This is a genomic window from Streptomyces sp. NPDC020192, from assembly GCF_044388685.1.
Lineage (GTDB): Bacteria > Actinomycetota > Actinomycetes > Streptomycetales > Streptomycetaceae > Streptomyces.
In genome coordinates this window covers 44,629-62,392 of the sequence record NZ_JBIRXG010000031.1, presented here as the reverse complement: position 1 = coordinate 62,392, position 17,764 = coordinate 44,629, and the positions used below count along the sequence as shown (strand labels likewise).

Below are 17,764 nucleotides of genomic sequence, written 5' to 3'. Positions count from 1 at the left end.
CGCAGGCTCAGAGTTTGGCGCCGAAGTCCTGGGTCCACAGCGGGCCGCCCGAGCCGTTGTGGACGCCCACGCCCAGCTCTTTGAACCCGCAGTTGAGGATGTTGGCGCGATGGCCTGGGCTGTTCATCCACGCGTCCATGACGGCCTGTGGCGTCGGCTGGCCCTGGGCGATGTTCTCGCCGTACGTGGACCAGTGGTAGCCGGCCGCGGTGATGCGCTGTCCGGGGTCGGTGCCGTCCGGGCTGACGTGGTCGAAGTAGCTGCGGGCGGCCATGTCGTCGGAGTGGCCCTGCGCGGCCTTGTCCAGTTCCGCGTTCTCGCTGACCGGTGCGCATCCGGCGGCTGCTCGCTGCTGGTTCACCAGAGCGATGACCTGGGCGACCTGGCCGGAGGCTGTCGGCGGTGCCTGCGGCGAGGTGGGGGCACTCGTGGTGGCGGACGGCCGGGGTGTGGGTGTGGCGGTGCTCCGGGCGGGGCGGGGGCTCTTCTTGGCGGGGGTCTTTTTCTTCGTGTGCGTCGGGGACGGTGACGGGGACGCCGAGGCCGACGGCGAGGTCGGCACTGCACTGGGCTCCGCGAGGCCGACGGCCGGCTCGTCGGCGGACCGTGCGGTGGTGGCGGTGTGCGGCTCGGGGTTCGGGGCGGCGTACCAGATGCAGACGCCCGTCACGCAGGCCACCGCCACGGCTCCGCCGACAGCCCGCCGCCGTATGCGCCGGCGCCGCCGGGCGTTACTGCGGGACGCCTGTCGGCCGGGCTGCGCGGGGTACTCGGCCCCGCCCGGGCCTGTGCCGGACGGGTAGGCCGGGTCGGCGTGGCTCGCGCCGGAGTCCAGCCGGGCGACCGCGTAGTCGCCGCCCGCATACGGCTCGGGAGCAGAAGGGACGCCGTACCCCGTACCGCCGCCGACCGGGGCGGAACCCGGCACGGGGAGCGGGGTGGTCGCCGCGGCCGAGGCCGCCACGGCCGAACGGGTGGTGGCGAGCAGCGCCGACGACACCGCGACCAGGGCCAGCCCGGCCAGCAGGCCCTCGACGGGCAACAGGCCGTGCCACAGACCGCCGCATCGGGCGCAGTCCCGGGCGTGCCGCGCTATCCGCTTGCGCCACAGTGCCGAGGGTATGCCGTCCCAGGTGGCCAGCACGGCGCGCTGGTCCTCGCACGGTGGCCGCGTGTCGAGCAGCCGTACCACCACGCGAGCCGCCTCGAGGCGTGCCTTCATCCGCTGCACGCGCACCGCGGTGTGCTGTGGCGACAGTTCCAGGGCCGCGGCGACTTCGACGCGGGTCAGTTCACCGGCGCACTCCAGCCACCACAGCGACAGCACTTCCTGGTCGTCCGGCTCCAGCCAGCGGGTCGCGCGGGCGGTCTCCTGCCGCTGCCCGGACAGCTGGAGCCGCACGATGGTCAGGTCCACGAAGTCGGCGCCCGGGTCAGCGAGTTCACTGGCCTCCTCGACGGCGCCGGGGGCGAACCGCCGGTCCTGCCGGTGCGCCCGGACACGGTTCATGGCGATGGCCACGAGCCAGGAGCGGAAACTCTCGGGGGTGCGCAGATCGCCGAGTGCGTCGAGGGCACGGAGCATGGTCTCCTGGACCACGTCGTCGACGTCGACGGAGCCGTTCAGCGCCCGGCCCACGATGTTGTAGACCAGCGGGAGATAGGCGCTCACCAGGGCGTCCTGGGCCGATGGATCTCCGGCTCGGGCGGCGTTCACCAGTGCCGCCGACTCCGCCGTGCGCTGTGTACTCATCAATGCTTCCCTGTCCTCGACGCCGAACGGTGCTGTCCGATATCTGGGAGACCGCTCGGCGCGGCGCCGATAACAGGTACTCGGAGAATTGTTCGACTTCCTCGGTGAGTGGTCCGACGCGAAGGCTCACAGCATCGGCACACCGGCCGCAATGAAGGAGGTCACACGGATCTCCGGGAGGCGGGCGCCACGTGTGTACGACCGGTTCGACCAGCGAGGCCACGCTGCCTTCTGTGGGTCGCATCGGGCAGGGCACGGCGGACGCCGCGGCCGGCGTCCCGCCGGGCGAGCGCACCTGCCCGCCACCGGCACCGGTGAGGTGGGGGAGTGGTGGGACCGGGCGGTCGAGCTCACGGTCGGGTTTCCGGCCAGCCGCCCGGCTGCTGGCCCACCCGGGCCGCCGGTGTGGAACAGCAGGTGCGGGAAACACTCGGCACGGCACCGTCCGCGCGCGAGGTGGACCGGATCCTGCCCGCCGGCGCGGACCGGGCCGACGGCACGGTGGAGCCGCCCGCATTCCGTCTCCGGGCGTGGGACTACGGGGCGCCGGTCCTGCCCGGACTGCTGCCGGCTGCGGTGCGCCGGCCGGGACGAGGAGGAGGCCCTGCATCCGGCCGCGGAGGCCGGCCCGATCGCGGCCGCTGCCGACGCGAACGGAACGGTCATCGCCGACTACAACGGCCGAAAGGTCAACCTGGCCGAGAGCCGGCAGGGCGCCGAGGTCTGAGGAGAGGACCCCGGCACCGGCCAGGCGAACCAGGCTGCCCACGCCTGACTGCTCCGGAAGAGGACACCCCTGGCCACCGCGCGCCCGGCCGGCACGGACACCGCGGACCCGGCCGGCGGGGACGACGAGTACGTTGACGACGCTGCCGGCGACGGAGGCTCCACGAGCGCCGCCCCGGACGCATCGACAAGAACGACAGGGTCGACGCGATCAAGCACTGAACCCGCCCCGTACCGACGGCGGGGGCGGGCCCTGCCCCGCCGTTTTCCTCCGTGCTCTGCAGCCGTGCTCTGCCTGGCGGCGACGGCCCGCACCAGCGAGGCCGCCAAGCAATCCGCGACCTCGGAGAAGTTCCTCTGCTCGGACCACAGCGCGGTCGCTACACGCGACGCCGAGCAACTGCACGAGTGGGGCAAGGAGCAAAGCCGGCACGGACACCGTCCACAACGCCGAGTACCCGTCCTGACCCCCGGGCGGCGCTCGGGTACGCCTGGGCAGGCACGGTTCGTACAGCTGAACGTGCGCCGTGAGTTGCGGCTGTGGAAACTTACATGCCGGCATTCGGCGTCCCATCAGCTGTCAGCGCCCCGGGGTGGATTGGCGGACACGGTGCTTCAGATGATCTTCGTGGTGCAGGCGATGCTGATGGTCGCCCTCGCCGGACGGCTTGTGCTGGTGGCGGTCCGGACGGTGCGGCTGCATCGGCACGGCGTGCGGACCACCGGCGCCGTCGACGGTATCTGGGAGGACGAAGGCTCCGATGGCGGGATCCAGCTGCGCGCGGTCATCGGGTTCGACCTCCCCGACGGGCGTCGTGGGTGGGCTTACATCCCTGCTCGGCGCTGGGGCGGAACGCGCCATGTGGTCGGTGACCGCCTCCCCGTGGTCTACGACTCACAGCATCCGTTGAAAGCGCGGGTGATCCCGGACCGTTCACGGCGCCTGCTGGTGGAGGCGGGAGTCATGGCCGCGCTTGCGCTCGGTGCCGGCGGCTTCGCCTGCTTTCTGGTCGCGCTGGCGTCCGCAAACGCCTGACGGGCCGACAAGTGCCGGAATACTTCCGGGATCGAGCCGGACGACCCCGGCACGCCCAGGTCCTTGGCCTGGCGGGTCTCCATCCCCGTCGGGCACCTCTGGGCACACGTGGAGCACAGCCTGGCGAACCTGGCCACTGAGCGTTCAGTGCGTGTGGAACCACCACGCCGACGCGAGGTGAAGGACACCGAGGAGGCCGGCGCAGATGGCCATGCCCCTGTTGCGCTGCTGTACGCCGATCGCGGAGTCGCCGATCTGGGCCAGGCCGGCGACGGCGAGAACGGGGGCGACGGTAGACCGGTCGCCCATGGCGAACAGGGCGAGGGTGACGGCGGCGAGGGGGATCGCGCGGGCTCCGTAGGCGTTCGCGTAGAGACGTGTGCCCCCGTTGACGACCACGCCCTTGGGCAGGGCGAGGTCAGGCCTGATCATTCCGCCGATGCAGAAGCCGGCCGAGGCGAGGGAGGCGAGACCGTTTGTGGCAATGAGGATGGCTTGGACAGCGGACGAGCTCATCATTACGTCTCCCCGTGAATCATTCTCACCATGAATGGTTTTTTGAGGCTACCATTCTCGACATGAGCGATGTCAATGAGGCGACGGCCGGCGATACCTCGGGCCTGACCTCGACCGTGGTGTTCAGGCTCGGCACTCTCGGCACGGTGGTCACCGACCGGTTCGCACGGGAGATCGAGGGGCTGGGCCTCAAACCCAAGCACGTCGGGCTGATGGCCACGCTCAGCCTTGCTGCCGTGGCGTCCCAACAGGAACTGGCCGCACGGATGGGCGTCGCGCCCAGCCTGATGGTGTCGCTGGCCGACTACCTGGAGGGTCTCGGCGCGGTTCAGCGGGTCCGGGATCCGCAGGACCGCCGACGGCAGGTACTGACACTCACCGAGGAGGGGCAAGGTCTGCTGGACCACTGCACGTCCATGGCACGGACCCTGGACGAGGAGTTCGTGGCCGGGCTGGCGGAGGAGCAACGGAAGGCGCTGGACGAGGCGCTGCGCGTGATGGCGAACCGCGCCGGCCTGCCGTAGAGGCGAGGGAAATGGGACGACCCCTCGCTCATCGATGGTGAGCGAGGGGTCGTTACCGACTGCGATGCTTCGAGGCGATGGACTTCATCGGGTTCTCGCTCGGCCTCCCACCGCCGTAACTCTGAAGCGCCGAAGTCTGTGGCTTCGCGCTGGAAGTGCAGGAGTGTGCCGGGGCGGGCGCGAGCCCGTCGAGGGTCCGGTTGATGGGTTCAGTCGGCCCGTCGCTCGCGCGGTAGGCGACGCCGAGGTACGGGGTGAACCCGTCCGCGTTCTCCGGGGCCTGGGCGGAGGACGTCAGGTCGCGATGGACCAGCCGGCCCCGATCGCGTCCCTGCCGCCGGGATGTTCGCGTTCTGGCGGCTGATCGCCCAGGGCTGCACCGCCGCCGACCGGCCCCAGGCCCCTTCTATGGCTCGGACAGGCGCGGGCCGCGGCTGTGGCTCCGCTTGACCCGGCCTACTCTCACGAACCATCGCCCGACGTGAGGTAGTCGGCGACGAGGGCGGCGAACTCGTCGGGTGTGGCGAGGCGGATGCCGAGGTCTTCGGCCTTGGCGCGCTTGGACCCGGCGTTGTCGCCCGCGACCACCAGCGTGGTCTTCTTGGACACGCTGGAGGAGGAGCGGCCGCCGGCCCGTTCGATGAGCTCGTTCATCTGGTTACGGCTGAGCTGCTCCAGTGGCCCGGTCATCGCGCCGGTGACCACGACCGTCATCCCGGCGAGCGGTCCGGCGGCCGGGGCGCCGGCGGTCTCGTTGTCCGCGGCGGCCGACGGGGGAGTGGCGCCCGGCTCGGTCATGTTCACCCCGGCCGCCACGAGTTTGTCGATCAGCGGGGCGAGTTCGGCCAGTTCGGCGACGATGGAGGGTGCCTTCTCGGCACCGATGCCCTCGACCTCCTGCAGAGCGTCGGCGTCGGCGGCACGGATGTTGTCCATGGTCGCGAAGTGCCGGGCGATCCGCCGGGACATGGAGCGGCCCGTCCCGCGGACGCCGAGTGCGCACAGCACCCGCGACAACGGCTGAGTCTTGGCCTCGGTCAGGGCGGCCAGCAGGTTGTCGCTGCTCGTTTCGCCCATCCGCTCCAGCGAGAGGAGCTGGTCGTGGGTGAGGGTGAACAGGTCAGCGAGGTCGGTGACCAGGCCGGCTTCGACAAGTTGCACGACGCGGGTGGCGCCCAGGCCTTCGATGTCGAGCTGGTCGCGGCCCGCGGCGTAGGAGAGGGAGGCGACCAGGTGGCAGTTGCGGCCCTGCTCACAGCGCCAGCGTTCCTCGCCGGCGTCGATGCCGGACCCGCACCGCGGGCACACCTGCGGGAACACGATCGGCTGCTCGACGCCGGTGCGCAGGTGGGCGACGGGCGCCTCGATGCGCGGGATCACATCGCCGGCACGGTGGACCATGACATGGTCGCCCAGACGCAGATCGCGGCGGGTGATGTCGGCCGGGTTGTGCAGCGTGGCGTAGGTGATGGTGGAGCCGTCGATCTCGACCGGCTCCAGGACTCCGCGTGGGGCGATGATGCCCGTGCGGCCCACGTTCCACTCCACATCGAGCAGCCGGGTGATCTTCTCGACGGCGGGCAGTTTGTAGGCGATCGCCCAGCGCGGGGCCCGCGAGCCGGATCCGGCGGCCTGCTGATCGGCGGCGAGATCGGCCTTGATGACGATGCCGTCGATTCCGAACGGCAGCTGGGCCCGCAGGGCTGCGATTTCCCGCACCCGGGCGAGGACGGCCTCGGTGGTCGTGGCGGTGATGCCGGGCACGGCGGTGCCGGCGGTGGTGTTCACACCGAGCTCGGCGGCCAGAGCCATGAGCTCGCTGTGCGCGAGTTCGCCCAGCTGCGCGGCGAGCACGGGCTCGGTGTCGGCAAGGGGCAGCAGGCCGTAACCGAAGAACGTCATCGGTACGGTGTAGACGCGGTCCTTGGCACGCAGGGTGCCCGCTGCGGCGTTGCGCGGGTTGGCGAACGGCTGCCCGCCGTGTGCGGTGCGCACCTCGTTGGCATGCTCGAACTGGGCGGTGGTCATCAGCACTTCGCCGCGTACTTCCACCGTGACCGGCTCGGCCAGTTCGTCGGGGAGGCCCTCTAGGGTGCCGATCGCGTGGGAGACGTCCTCACCGGCGATCCCGTCGCCCCGGGTGATCAGCCGGGTCAGCCGGCCCTGGGTGTAGCGGGCGGCGATGGCCAGTCCGTCGAGTTTCGGCTCGACGCTGAAGCGTTCCGCCTCATGGCCGATCCGGCGGGCCAGAGCGGCCGTCCAGGCGGCGAACTGCTCCGGCGAGAACACGTTGTCCAGGCTCAGCATCGCCACCGTGTGGGGCACATCGCCCTCGGCGGCACCGCCGGCGACCTTCCCGGTCGGTGAGTCGGCCAGTATCTGGTCGGGATGGTCGGTCTCCCAGGCGGCGATGCCCCGCACCAGCCGGTCGTAGGCGTCGTCATCCAGGGGCGAGGTACCGCCCGCGTAGTAGGCGGCCGCGGCCTTCACCGCTTCCTCGACCGCCTGCGCGTAGGCGGCGGCATCCACAATCTGCACAACGGGTGTCGTCATGCCCGCCATCCTGCCTGCCACCACTGACAACGCCCTCGCCCGTGCGTCCCGACAGGGTCTCGGACTTTGCCGAGACCGCCGTCCGCACCAGCCGCTCGCGCACGCGCGCCTCCAGCATCACCGCAACCGCCGTCTTCGCCCGCTGCCGATGGAGCGCGCGCCGAAGCCCCCGGAATCGATGCAGCACCATCTGCACCGGCGTCCGAGCCGTCATGCCCGTGAGCGGCGGCCACAGGTGGATGCCATCACAGTCCGCTTCCGCGCGGGATTCGCTTACGTGGCAGCCGAATTGCCCGGCGGTCAGAGCCTCCCGCTGTGTCGCCTGCGCCGCACCGGCGTGCTGCACACGTGGGGCTTCGCAGGAGCCCTATTGCGCGAAGCTCCGAGCCTGGACAGGGACGGCCATGCAACTGCCCGATGAGGTCCATGCCGAGCTCAGGGACCTGTGTCAGGAGGGTGATGCCCTGGCCGGAATGGGAGAGTTCGGCGAGGCGAAACACGTGATGCTGTACGCGGCACTGACCGCGGTGGCGCTGGCCGGACACTCCAAGCCCGGTGCCGGCCCGTTCCCTACCGGGCGTCGCTGGACCGGCCGTACACCCTGGTCGTGGATGAGCAGGCGGATCCGGCGACGGTGGCACGGTGCTGCTCGCGCCGGTCACTTCCGCTCCAGCGCGGCCAGTCGCAGCTCAAGCTGGTCAACCCGGTGCCGTAGCAGGGTGACCTGGGCTTCCAGGCTGACTTCTCGTTCCGCCCTGCGCTGAATGCGCGGTGACGCGGCGGCGCGCTCGATCACCGCGTCCAACTGGACCAGGCGCTGCGGCCCGTTCGGGCCGTCCACCAGCCGGGACTGGATCTCGCCGTTGCGGTACCAGGAGCGCAGGGCCGAGCGGGAAACGCCGGTCTCGGCTTCCGCCTTGGCCAGCGTGACCCAGGGTGTCCCGTCCAACTGCTCGAACAACTCCAGCTCGTTCTGCCAGCGCGCGAGCCGGTCCTCCCAGTCCGACGGTGTCTCCATCACACCCTCCCTTCCGCACGGTGACCATATCAATAACAGTGTATTGACATGGTTGAGACCCTGGAACCATGACTTTTGAAAGGTTCACGGTGAAAGCCCGTCAGGTGGTCGTCACGGCCCAGGAGCAGGCGAGGCTGCTCAAGCACACCTACATCGGCACGGAGCACATCCTGTTGGGGCTGCTCGAGGTGCCGGACGGCATGGCGGCGAAGGTTCTGCACCAGCTCGGGTACGACAAGGAGACGGCGCAGGTCGACATCGCCGCGGTGGTCCAGCCCGGCACGAAGGAGCTGAGCGGCCATATCCCCTTCGAGCCGCGCGCGAAGAAGACGCTGGAACTCGCCCTGCGCGAGGCGCAGAAGCTGAACCACAACTACATCGGTACGGAACACATCCTGCTCGCCCTGGTCAGGGAGGGCGAGGGCATCGGCGCGAAGGTGCTTGCCGAGCGGATCAATCCGATCAGCAAGATCCGTACCGCGGTGCTGGCATCCGTGGAGGGATCGCAGAACGTCGCGGCCAGCCCATGGCCGGCCGGTACCCCGGCCACCGAGGACACCGTGTCCACCGCCAGCGCGCTGGCCGGTGGCGCACCGGTCGGCAGCCATCACCTGCTCGAGGCGATGCTGCGGGCGGAGAACAGCATGGCGGCCAGGGTGCTGCGCGAACTCGGGGTCGAACCGGACGCGGTCGCGGCCAAGATCGACGAACTGGATCCGGACACGACCACGGACGCGAACCCGGAGGAAGCCGCCGCGCGCAAGATGGAAATCCGGCTGGTCGACGACGAGGTGCACCTGATCCTGCGGGACCCGACAACGGTCACGATCGCCAAAAAGGTCACCGAGCTGTCCGACGGCCCGATCCAGGGCGCCGGGCCGGTCGCCGGCATGTTCGTCCCGCTCTGGCGGTCGACCAACCAACTGCTGCTGCAGATCCAGCGTGTGCTGGAACCGGAACCCGAGGAAGAGGACGGATCCGCCGCGAGCAAGGTGGCCAAGGTCGTGCGCACGGTGCTCGCGCCGCGGCTCCGCCGGTGAACACCGGCTGATCAGCGGGCCGGAACCTGTCGGTGGGACAGGCGAGGACGGGGCGTGGTGAGCGACGATGCGCCGGCACCGTTCTCGCCGACGAGCAGGGCGTGGTTCACAGGCGCGTTCGCCGCGCCCACCGGGGCGCGGCGCCTGGCGGGCCGTCGCCGCCGGCCAGCAGGCGCGGGTAGTCGCGCCGACCGGCTCCGGCAAGCCGTCGGCCGCGTTTCTCTGGGCGCTGGACCGGCTGGCCACCGACCCGGCGCCGGCGGACGTCGAGCGCAACCTGCGGGCGCCGTTGGCGCATCCGCAGGCCGCCATCCGGCTCGGCCGGCCAGAGCCGGCGATCACGGTCGGCATGCGCACTGGCGACACTTCCGCCACCGAGCGCAGGGCGTTCGCACGCACCCCGCCGGACATCCTGGTCGCCACACCGGAGTCACTGTTCCTGCCCTGTCCCTTGCTCGTCCGGATGGGCAGCTTGGCGAACCGGCAGAGCGGATCGGCCTGTTCGCGACGGTCCGGCCGGTCGTGGAGGTGAGCGCCTCCTTCGCCGCGGGCAGCCGGTCAGATCGTGCGGCCGGTGAACCGGAAATCGATCCGGCTGCGGGACCGGAGCGGGTCGTCCATCGTGCCGGATGCCGTGCAGCGGATTCTCGCGCTGGTCGGCGGACAGCGGTCGGTGATCGTGTTCGCCAACTCCCTTCGGCTTGCCGAGAGTCCACCGCCCGGCTGAAGGAACCCGTCGCCGAGCCGGCCGAGACCGGCCGGCTGACCAGGGTCCCGGCCGAGGCGATCGGCGAGTCCGGGATCGCGTTCGGCGCCCCGCCGGTGGTGGCCCGCGCGCACCTCGGGTCGATGTCCCGCGAGCAGGTAATACGGTGAATCGGAGGGACCGTGACCATCACCATCGTCGGAGCTGGCTGGGTGGCCTGGCCATTGCCCGTGTGCTGCACGTGAACGGCATCGACGCCGTCGTGTACGAACGTGAATCATCGCGAGGCGCGCGCGGTCAGGGCGGCATGCTTGATCTGCACTCCGGAACCGGGCAGCGAGCGATGCGCGAGGCCGGCCTGATCGACCAGTTCCACGCGATTGCCCGTCGTGCAGGCCAGGACCTGCGTCTTCTCCAGCCGGACGGCACCCTGCTGCTCCAGGAGGATACGCCCGACGACGCCCCGCTCGAACGACCTGAGGTCGACCGTGCCGATCTGCGCGACCTGATGCTGAACTCTCTCCCCGATCACGCGGTGCGCTGGGGCACGCGCTCGAGTCCGCCGACAACGGCCTGCTGCACTTCGCCGACGGCAGCAGTGCGACGTATGACCTGCTGGTCGGCGCCGACGGCGCGGACTTCCGGGTCCGCGCGCTGCTCACCGACGCCCGACCAGCGCACACCGGCCAAAACGTCGTTGAGCTCGGAATTCCCGACATCGACCGCACCCACCCAGACCTCGCGGCGATGGTCGGGCGCGGCAACTACTGGGTGCTCGGCAACGGACAATCCCTGTCGGCGCAGCGCAACGGCGACGGCCGCGTTCGCATGTACCTCAGCTTCTACAACACCGCCGAGGACTGGTCCGCGACCAGCGGGATCCCGTTCGGCGACCCGGCCGCCGCCCGGGTGCGGCTGATCGACCTGTTCACCGGCTGGGACTCACGGTTCACCGCACTGATCGCAGCCTGCGACGACACCGTCCTGCCGCGGTCGATCACCACTCTCCCGGTCGGCCTGACCTGGCCGTCGAGGCCGGGCGTGACGCTGCTCGGCGATGCAGCGCACCTGATGCCGCCGGTGGGGCAGGACGCCGACATGGCGCTGCTCGACGGCGCCCTGCTCGGCCTCGCGGTGGCCGCGCACACGGACGACTTTCCCGCCGCCGTCCTGATGTCGCCGGACGCCGGCCGGAAAATGCTCGCGTTCTTCCAACCGGGCTGAAGGCAACCGAATACGACCAGGCAACGCATGACACCGCATCGTGGAGGCTTCTTGGCCGTACCGCAGGGCAGAGCCACTCTCCGGGACGTCCCGTGAGACAACCGAGGGACCTGAACCGCGGGTTCCGCACACGTCCCGATCGGACGGCCCCGACCGACGTAACTCCGCGCACGGACCCGGGGTGTTCACGAGACTATGGCCGACCCGCACCGCCTTGGGGCTTCCAAGATCGCTTCCCGTGCGGCGCGTGACCGTTTCCCGACGCCAGTCAGGCCACGGGGGGACTAACCTGTCCTCGATCAGCGACACCCCTGCCCGGTCGCGGACCGTGGCGGGGGAGCGGGCTGGGATCATCGGTCGCCGGGGGGTATGCATGGCCGACGAGAAGCAGCGGGACCACGGCGAGGGAGATGTCGCGGGGCTCCGGGCCTGGGCCGCCGTCGCCGTTCGCCAGGCGCACGAGCTGTGGCCCCAGGCGCGGGAGAATCCGCGGCTGGACGCGTTGCGGTTCGTTACCGAGCATCTGGCCACCATCGAGAGGCTGTTACCGGCGCAGGACCCGGCCCGGGCGGCCGTTGTGCCCTGGCTTGGGCTGCTGATGCAGGCGCGACTCAAGGGCCGGCCGGACGCTGATCCGCGGGAGCGGGCGGCCGCCCTGAACCATCTTCGGTGGGCCGACCGCGTCAGGCCGCTGAACGACCGGCTCGCCATGATGGCCCGGGGCAACCTGGCCGGGCTGCTCATCCCGCCCGGCATTCCTCCGGAGGCACGCGACGGCTCGGGGCCGCCCGCCCTGGCCGAATCCCTGCGGGAGCAGCTGACCGAGGCCCTGAACGTTCTCGCCCGCATCGTCGCCGGGGACCTGACGACGCGGGAGAACGTCGTGACCGTCATGGAGAGCGTCGCGACGATGCTGTCCTCGCTCCCCGGCCCGCCCGGGGGGAGTGCTCCGTCTCCGCCCCAGGAGGGCAACGATGGTGAGGAGGCGGCGGGTCCGGTCGGTGCGGTGCCCCGCGGGGAGCCCGTGGAGCCCATGGAGGAGGCGCTGGCCGACGCCGTCCAGGGGGTGGTGGACTGGGCGCGCCGGGACGCGGTGCGGTTCGCACGCCTGCTGGAGTGGCTGTGCGTCACCGTGAACGGCTCCCAGGTCTCCACGGCGGACGCCGGCCGGGAACTGGCGGATCTGGGCCTGGACCAGCCCGAGTTCGCGCCGCTGCGCGAGGTGCTCGCCGCGCTCAGATCGGGCGGGCAGGATCCCCGGTCGCTCGTCGAACGCGTCCACCGCGTCGCGCGGGCGGCCAGGGAGGTGTTGCTCACCTTGCCCGCAGACGCGCCCGAGCGGATCCGCGTCGCCAAGTTCCACGCGGCCCTGCTGGTGGCGGGGAACCGCCAGATACCCGAAACGCTGGACTTCGGCGAGGTGGACGCGGCCGCGATACGGCCGGACCCCGACCCCGCCGCGCTTTCGGCCTGGCGGCGAGAGCTGAGCCTGGAACTGATCCTGTCCACCTCGATCGACAACCTGTGGGTCTCGAACGGCGAGATCGCACGCGTAGAGCGGAGCGCGGCATGGCTCCGGGAGTGGATCGACGCCCTCCCGGCGGACGGGGCGAACACCGCGACCGCCCGCCGGTACCTGTCCGTCCTCCTCGCCCATCGCGTCTCCACCGCCGCGAGGCTCGGAGGCAGCCTCCAGGATGGCGCCGCCGCCCAATCGATGGCCGAGGGGCTGTCTGCCGCGGATGAGGGCGACGATGTCCAAGCGCTGTTCAGCCTCTTCACCGCGTTCCAACTGGCCCGCCGCAGCCGGGACCAGGCCGCGCTGGCCCGCGCGGCAGTGGACCTGATCCAGATGCTGAGCGACCGGTACGCCGCCCCTGCGCCCGACGGGGGCACACGCTTCGTCATCACCGGCATGCTGGGCCTGGCTCACGGCGAACGTGCCGCCCACACCGAAGACCAGGCCGACCTCCGCGCCGCCGCCCGGTACCTGCGGGAGGCGGTGGAGATCGATCCGGCCACGGTCCCGCCGCTGTTCGCACCGTACTTCCCCATTACGCGGGCCCAGCTGATGACCGCTCTGGCCATGGCCGACCCCCGCCGGGAGGTCATCGACCGCGCCATCGCGGAGGTCCACCGGGTGATCGAGGAGTCGCGGACGTCGCCCTGGGACGAAGCCCAGCTGCGGCTCGCCCTCGGCCGGGCCATGCTCCGCGCGACCACCCACCGCAGTGACCTCAGCCTGCTCGACCCGTGCATCGCCGAGCTGAGCCGGGTCCGAACGCTGGCCGCCGAAGGCCACGGCCTGTCGTTGAACGTCGAGGTTCTGACGGAGCTGTCCACGGCCCACTGGATGAGCGCGGTGACCGGTGGCCCGCGCGCGAGTGAGGACCGGAAGGCGAGCCTGGACACCCGCCGCGAGGCACTGGAGCTGATGGCAGCCGATGTCCTCCTTCAACTCGGCGCCGAGCACGCCCTGTCGGTGGCCCGAGCTGCGACCGGCCACGTGCTGTGGCTGGCCCTGCGGTGCGCCGAGGACCGCCGCCCCGCCGAGGCCGTGGAGGCGCTGGAGCTGGGTCGGGCCCTGGTGCTCCAGACGGCTGCGGCCGCACACGGCGTGCCCCGGCTGCTGGCGGACCGGGGTCACTCCGACCTGGCCGAGCGGTGGCGGGTGCAGGCACCGTGGCATCCACTCCAACGGGGCCCGCGCGAGGGGGATCGGGCTGAGGGGGATGCGGGCGAGGGGCGTCCGGCTGAGAGGGATCCGCTCGGGCCGAGGAGAGCGGACGTGGTGGTGGCGGCCCCGGCCCCCGGCGCTGAGCTGCCGAGCAGCCTGCGGCGCAAGGCGCTCACCGCACTGGGGGCGGGAAACGGCACCGGCGCCCGGGAGTTGCTCGGCGCCCCGGACGCCGCCGCACTGACCGCCGCGCTGGCCGCCTCCGGGGCCGACGCGCTGGTCTACCTGGTCCCCGGCGAGGGCTTCCGCCCCCACATCCCGGGACACGCGCTGATCCTGCGCCCCGGCGGCGCCGAGCCCGCCGTGCTCGACCTGCCGCTGCTGCTCTCTCCCGGCAGTCACCAGCTGGAGCGTTACCTCGCCGCCGCCGCGGACCGTTCCCGCAAGGCGGCCGACCCGGACGCGTCGCGCGCGTCGCGGGAGGCCGCCGAGACGGAATGGCGGGCGGCGCTGAGCGAGCTGTGCGACTGGGCCTGGCCCGCTGCCGTAGGGCCGGTCCTCGACTGCCTGGAACCCCTCGGTCGGCCGCCGCGAATCGTGCTGATCCCCTGTGGCCCGCTCGGCGTCGTCCCCTGGCATGCGGCGCGCAAGCACATCCCGCTGGGGGGTTACCGGTACGCCTGTCAGGACGCGGTGTTCAGCTATGCGCCGTCCGGGGCGCAGTTCCTGCGGGCCGCCGCGCGCGACCGGCTGCCCGCCACCGGGCACCGGGTGCTGGTCACCGACCCGCGGCTCAGCCTGGTGTGGGCCGAGATCGAGACGGAGGCGCTGCGTTCGGCCTGCTATCCGGACGCCCGGCGCTACGGCGAGTTCGTGGCGGCCGAGGGCGTGCCGGATGCGCTGGGGAGCTGCGAGGACCTGCTGGCCGTGCTGCCGGGCGGCGGTCAGCAGGCGGCGGTCCTGCACGTGTCCTGCCACGGTGTGGCCGGTCCGAGTCCTACGCGGTCGGCGCTGTCGCTGGCCGACGGCGAGCTGACCGTCGCCCGGATCCTGGACCACGCCGTGGCCGCGGCGCCCGGCCCGGACGGCCCGCTGGTCGTGCTCAGCGCCTGCGAGACCGACCTGAGCACGGGCGACCACGACGAGGCACTGACCTTCTCCACCGCCCTGGTCGCCCGGGGCGCGGCCGACGTGGTCGGCTCCCGGTGGGCCGTCAACGACGGTGCGACCGCGCTGATGATGGCCGTCTTCCACCACTTCCTCACCAGCCAGGACCTCGCTCCCGCCGACGCGCTGCGCGCCGCCCAGTTGTGGATGCTCGACCCGGACCGCCGGCCCCCGCCCGGCCTGGGCGACCCGCTGCACCGCCTGGTCGCCCGCGCGGACCTGCACGAGATCTACCTGTGGGCCGCCTTCACCCACCAGGGCAACCCCGCGGCACGCTGAGCCCCGCTGACGCTTGAGGCCGTGTGAGTTGGTGTACGGGGTGCTCGCTGACCTGAGGTGTTCCCGAATGAAGTCCTTCGAAGGAGAGTCATGTCCATTCCTGAGCTTCCCCAGCCGGTGTCTGGCGCAGTGCTGTTGGTCTGCACGTGCTACGAGGATGGCAAGGCCCTGTGGGGCGGACTGCTCAACGAGCTCGAGGGCCACCGAGAAAGCGACGTGCTCGACCTCGGGGACAGCGGGGTGCGGCTCCATCTGGTCGAAGACCGTGGATGGGACTACCTGCACGGCGGTAACGTACCGGCGCTCGTCGCGGGCAGCGGCCTCGTGCCGCCGGTCGTCGTCTTGGCGGACATCCCGGTGGTGTACGGCGGGGATGGGCCGTTGCTGGTGGACCTGGCCGCGATACCCGGGCGCGGCGTCCGGGTCCCGTCGGCCCGGCTCGGGGAGATCCTGTCCGCTCTGCTAGGCGGTGCGCTCGCGTTCGACGACCTGGTAAGCGACATGGACAGGTACGGCATGTACCAGGGGGCCGGTGGCCGTCCGGCCTTTCCCGCGCCGACGGTGCCGCCGCGCCGGTCCTTCCCGGCGCTGCCCTCCACCGGCGCGGCCCTGCTGGTCCGAACCTCCTTCGACGACGGGGACGGCTGGTGCGCCCTGCTCGACGAACTGGGCGGGGCCGATGAGGACGGCTGGGTCGGCGCGGACCTGGACCCGGATGAGATCGACGTGGAGCACTACCCGTTGACGGCGCTGGTCGTCGACGACCGGGCCTTCGAGGGCCTCCTGCCGGGCCAGGTCCCGGCGCTGGTCCCGCCCGGGGAGCACACCACACTGGTCGCGCTCGCCGTCGCCCGGACTTTTGCCGAGCCAGGCCGACCGCTGACCGTCGTCGACCTGTACGACACGCCGGGGCAGTCCGCCGTACTGCCATGCCGCATGGTCGGATCGATGGCGTGCAACCTGGAGATCGCCAACATGGACTTCCACGAGTTCGTCACCGAGGAGGGCATGGAGCCGTGGTGGGAGGGATGATCAGCGGATCTCCGGCCCGATCGGGCTCGGCCGTGGCCGCAAGGGGGCGCATCGGCTCCAGGTTCCGCCCGCTCACGTGACCAGCCGGGCGGCCGTCTTGTCATGGTCGCCGAGCGCCGTCGCGATGAGCGGAGCCGATCCCGCACACCGGCAGAAGCCGAAACCAGAGCCTCGATCTTCCCGGTCTCGGCCGACAGTCCGATCCTCGGCACGATCTGCTTGGCGCGGACCGGCCCCGGCGCGTCGGCCACCACTTCCACGATGTCCCGATACGTCCTCGCCAGGACCACCGACCCCGTCCCGGGTTGCTCCGTGCTCATCGTCGATAGGAGAGCCGTGAACACGCAGAGCGACTGGTCAGCGGTCCGGGAACGCGTCATCGCAGTGGAGGAGGCAGAGCGTCGGGCCCGTGGCCGAGGGCCGTCTCGGTACCCGACGTTCGAACCTGTCCTGACTCCCGCCGAGATCGCCGAGGTCGAAGCACAGTTCGGTGTCACGCTCCCCGACGAGTACCGCACGTTTCTGGCGGAGGTCGGGGCCGGCGGCCCCGGACCGGCACTCCAGCTCACCTCGTTGCGCCGAATCGACGGGACATGGGGATGGGTCTGGGAGGACGACGAGAACCATCCCTGGCTGCTGGACCCCAGCGGGCCGTTCGTCGAGACGGAAGGCTGGGCCGACCAGCAGATAGCGACCCTTCGCGCCGCCGGCTGCGAATCCACCACCCGTGACGAAGACGACGACTTTCTGGACGACTACCGCGAGGTCTTCGGCGACGACGGCGACGATGTCTGGCACCTGGAACGCGGGCGGGGCGCGACCCCCATCAGCGACAACGGATGCGGGATGACCGGCTGGCTCATCGTCGTCGGCCCGCACCGCGGGGAACTCCGCGACCGGAACTGCGCGGTCAACCCGCCCTTCGAGCCGTACGTTGATGCGAGGGGAAACCGCCACACCTTCCGCACCTGGTACCTCGAGTGGCTCGAGCAACGCGAGAGGGCAGGTCGGTGATCAAGGGACAATGATCCTGTGCGCGCTGCCCAGGACATAGCGTTCCGGGTCGGCCGCGACGCGTTGAACGAACGCCGACATGGTCTCGTCCAGTTCCAGCTGTTGGCAGACGGCCGGTAGTTGAGCCCGAACGCTCCTGCCCTGGCTCACGAACTGCCTCGCACGTCGCCGTACCGCGTTGACGGCGATGGCGTCGCGGTCGGCGCCGTGGATGTCGTTGCCGAGGATCGTGACGCAGATGACCGCCTCGGCAGTCCTCGTGGATGAGGAGGTCGAATACCCATTGGCGACCTCCAGCGTCATGGCGCTCAGCGCCTCGATCGCTCCCCGTGCCAGGTGTGGGTACAGGACCGCCCACCATGGATGTGTATCGCCGCGGGAAGGGAGGCACGAGTGGTACGGGCCCGTGTGCTGGCAACTGAGCCGCGTCGGCGGGCTGTTGCAGATCGATCGGCTGCCGGACTCCGACAGCGGAGGTGACCGCCATGCCGGCGGCGAG

General features: G+C 71.2%; 13 protein-coding genes and 1 pseudogene. 9 read left to right on the top strand and 5 right to left on the bottom strand.

All coding sequences use genetic code 11. The features are described 5' to 3' along the window. Window positions 1-7: 7 nt before the first annotated feature. Window positions 8-1,753: a sigma-70 family RNA polymerase sigma factor gene (locus ACH47Z_RS38800; RefSeq protein WP_399082580.1), complete on the bottom strand. Its 1,746-nt coding sequence runs from the start codon at window positions 1,751-1,753 to the stop codon at window positions 8-10. A gap of 1,345 nt (window positions 1,754-3,098) precedes the next feature. Between ACH47Z_RS38800 and ACH47Z_RS38795 the strand changes: the two genes are divergently transcribed. Then, on the top strand, window positions 3,099-3,515 hold the full coding sequence (locus ACH47Z_RS38795) for a DUF3592 domain-containing protein (RefSeq protein WP_399082577.1): 417 nt from the start codon (window positions 3,099-3,101) through the stop codon (window positions 3,513-3,515). Window positions 3,516-3,659: 144 nt separating this feature from the next. Here the strand turns inward: ACH47Z_RS38795 and ACH47Z_RS38790 are convergent, their stop codons facing one another. Further along, a complete protein-coding gene (locus ACH47Z_RS38790; protein ID WP_399082575.1) occupies window positions 3,660-3,947 on the bottom strand; it encodes a hypothetical protein in 288 nt (95 codons plus the stop codon). Window positions 3,948-4,093: 146 nt separating this feature from the next. On the opposite strand from ACH47Z_RS38790, the gene ACH47Z_RS38785 reads away from it, so the two are divergent. After that, window positions 4,094-4,555 carry a MarR family winged helix-turn-helix transcriptional regulator gene (locus tag ACH47Z_RS38785; RefSeq protein ID WP_399082572.1) on the top strand — a complete coding sequence of 154 codons (462 nt, stop codon included), beginning with the start codon at window positions 4,094-4,096 and terminating at the stop codon, window positions 4,553-4,555. Between the two features lie 462 nt (window positions 4,556-5,017). Here the strand turns inward: ACH47Z_RS38785 and ligA are convergent, their stop codons facing one another. Both ligA and ACH47Z_RS38775 read right to left on the bottom strand, forming a co-directional pair. Beyond that, entirely contained in the window at window positions 5,018-7,108 is a 2,091-nt protein-coding gene (ligA, locus tag ACH47Z_RS38780) for an NAD-dependent DNA ligase LigA (protein WP_399082569.1), read from the bottom strand. A gap of 658 nt (window positions 7,109-7,766) precedes the next feature. Then, entirely contained in the window at window positions 7,767-8,126 is a 360-nt protein-coding gene (locus ACH47Z_RS38775; RefSeq protein ID WP_399082566.1) for an excisionase, read from the bottom strand. A gap of 68 nt (window positions 8,127-8,194) precedes the next feature. Here ACH47Z_RS38775 and ACH47Z_RS38770 point away from each other — a divergent pair, with 68 nt between their 5' ends. The 7 genes and pseudogenes from ACH47Z_RS38770 to ACH47Z_RS38740 all read left to right on the top strand — a co-directional run bounded on the left by ACH47Z_RS38770 (window position 8,195) and on the right by ACH47Z_RS38740 (window position 17,265). After that, window positions 8,195-9,166, top strand: a complete 972-nt coding sequence (locus tag ACH47Z_RS38770) for a Clp protease N-terminal domain-containing protein (protein ID WP_399082563.1) — start codon at window positions 8,195-8,197, stop codon at window positions 9,164-9,166. Window positions 9,167-9,233: 67 nt separating this feature from the next. After that, entirely contained in the window at window positions 9,234-9,698 is a 465-nt protein-coding gene (locus ACH47Z_RS38765; protein ID WP_399082560.1) for a DEAD/DEAH box helicase, read from the top strand. A 42-nt stretch (window positions 9,699-9,740) separates the two neighbouring features. Continuing rightward, a complete protein-coding gene (locus ACH47Z_RS38760; RefSeq protein WP_399082557.1) occupies window positions 9,741-9,893 on the top strand; it encodes a hypothetical protein in 153 nt (50 codons plus the stop codon). A gap of 161 nt (window positions 9,894-10,054) precedes the next feature. Continuing rightward, window positions 10,055-11,096 (top strand): annotated as a pseudogene (locus tag ACH47Z_RS38755) (FAD-dependent oxidoreductase). 373 nt (window positions 11,097-11,469) lie between these two features. Then, entirely contained in the window at window positions 11,470-15,219 is a 3,750-nt protein-coding gene (locus ACH47Z_RS38750) for a CHAT domain-containing protein (RefSeq protein ID WP_399082554.1), read from the top strand. Between the two features lie 90 nt (window positions 15,220-15,309). Beyond that, window positions 15,310-16,251 (top strand): DUF6924 domain-containing protein, encoded by a 942-nt coding sequence (locus tag ACH47Z_RS38745; protein WP_399082551.1) that lies wholly within the window; start codon window positions 15,310-15,312, stop codon window positions 16,249-16,251. Between the two features lie 102 nt (window positions 16,252-16,353). Further along, window positions 16,354-17,265: an SMI1/KNR4 family protein gene (locus ACH47Z_RS38740; protein WP_399082548.1), complete on the top strand. Its 912-nt coding sequence runs from the start codon at window positions 16,354-16,356 to the stop codon at window positions 17,263-17,265. Here ACH47Z_RS38740 and ACH47Z_RS38735 read toward each other — a convergent pair whose 3' ends face one another. Further along, entirely contained in the window at window positions 17,266-17,568 is a 303-nt protein-coding gene (locus ACH47Z_RS38735) for a hypothetical protein (RefSeq protein ID WP_399082545.1), read from the bottom strand. Window positions 17,569-17,764 lie beyond the last annotated feature (196 nt).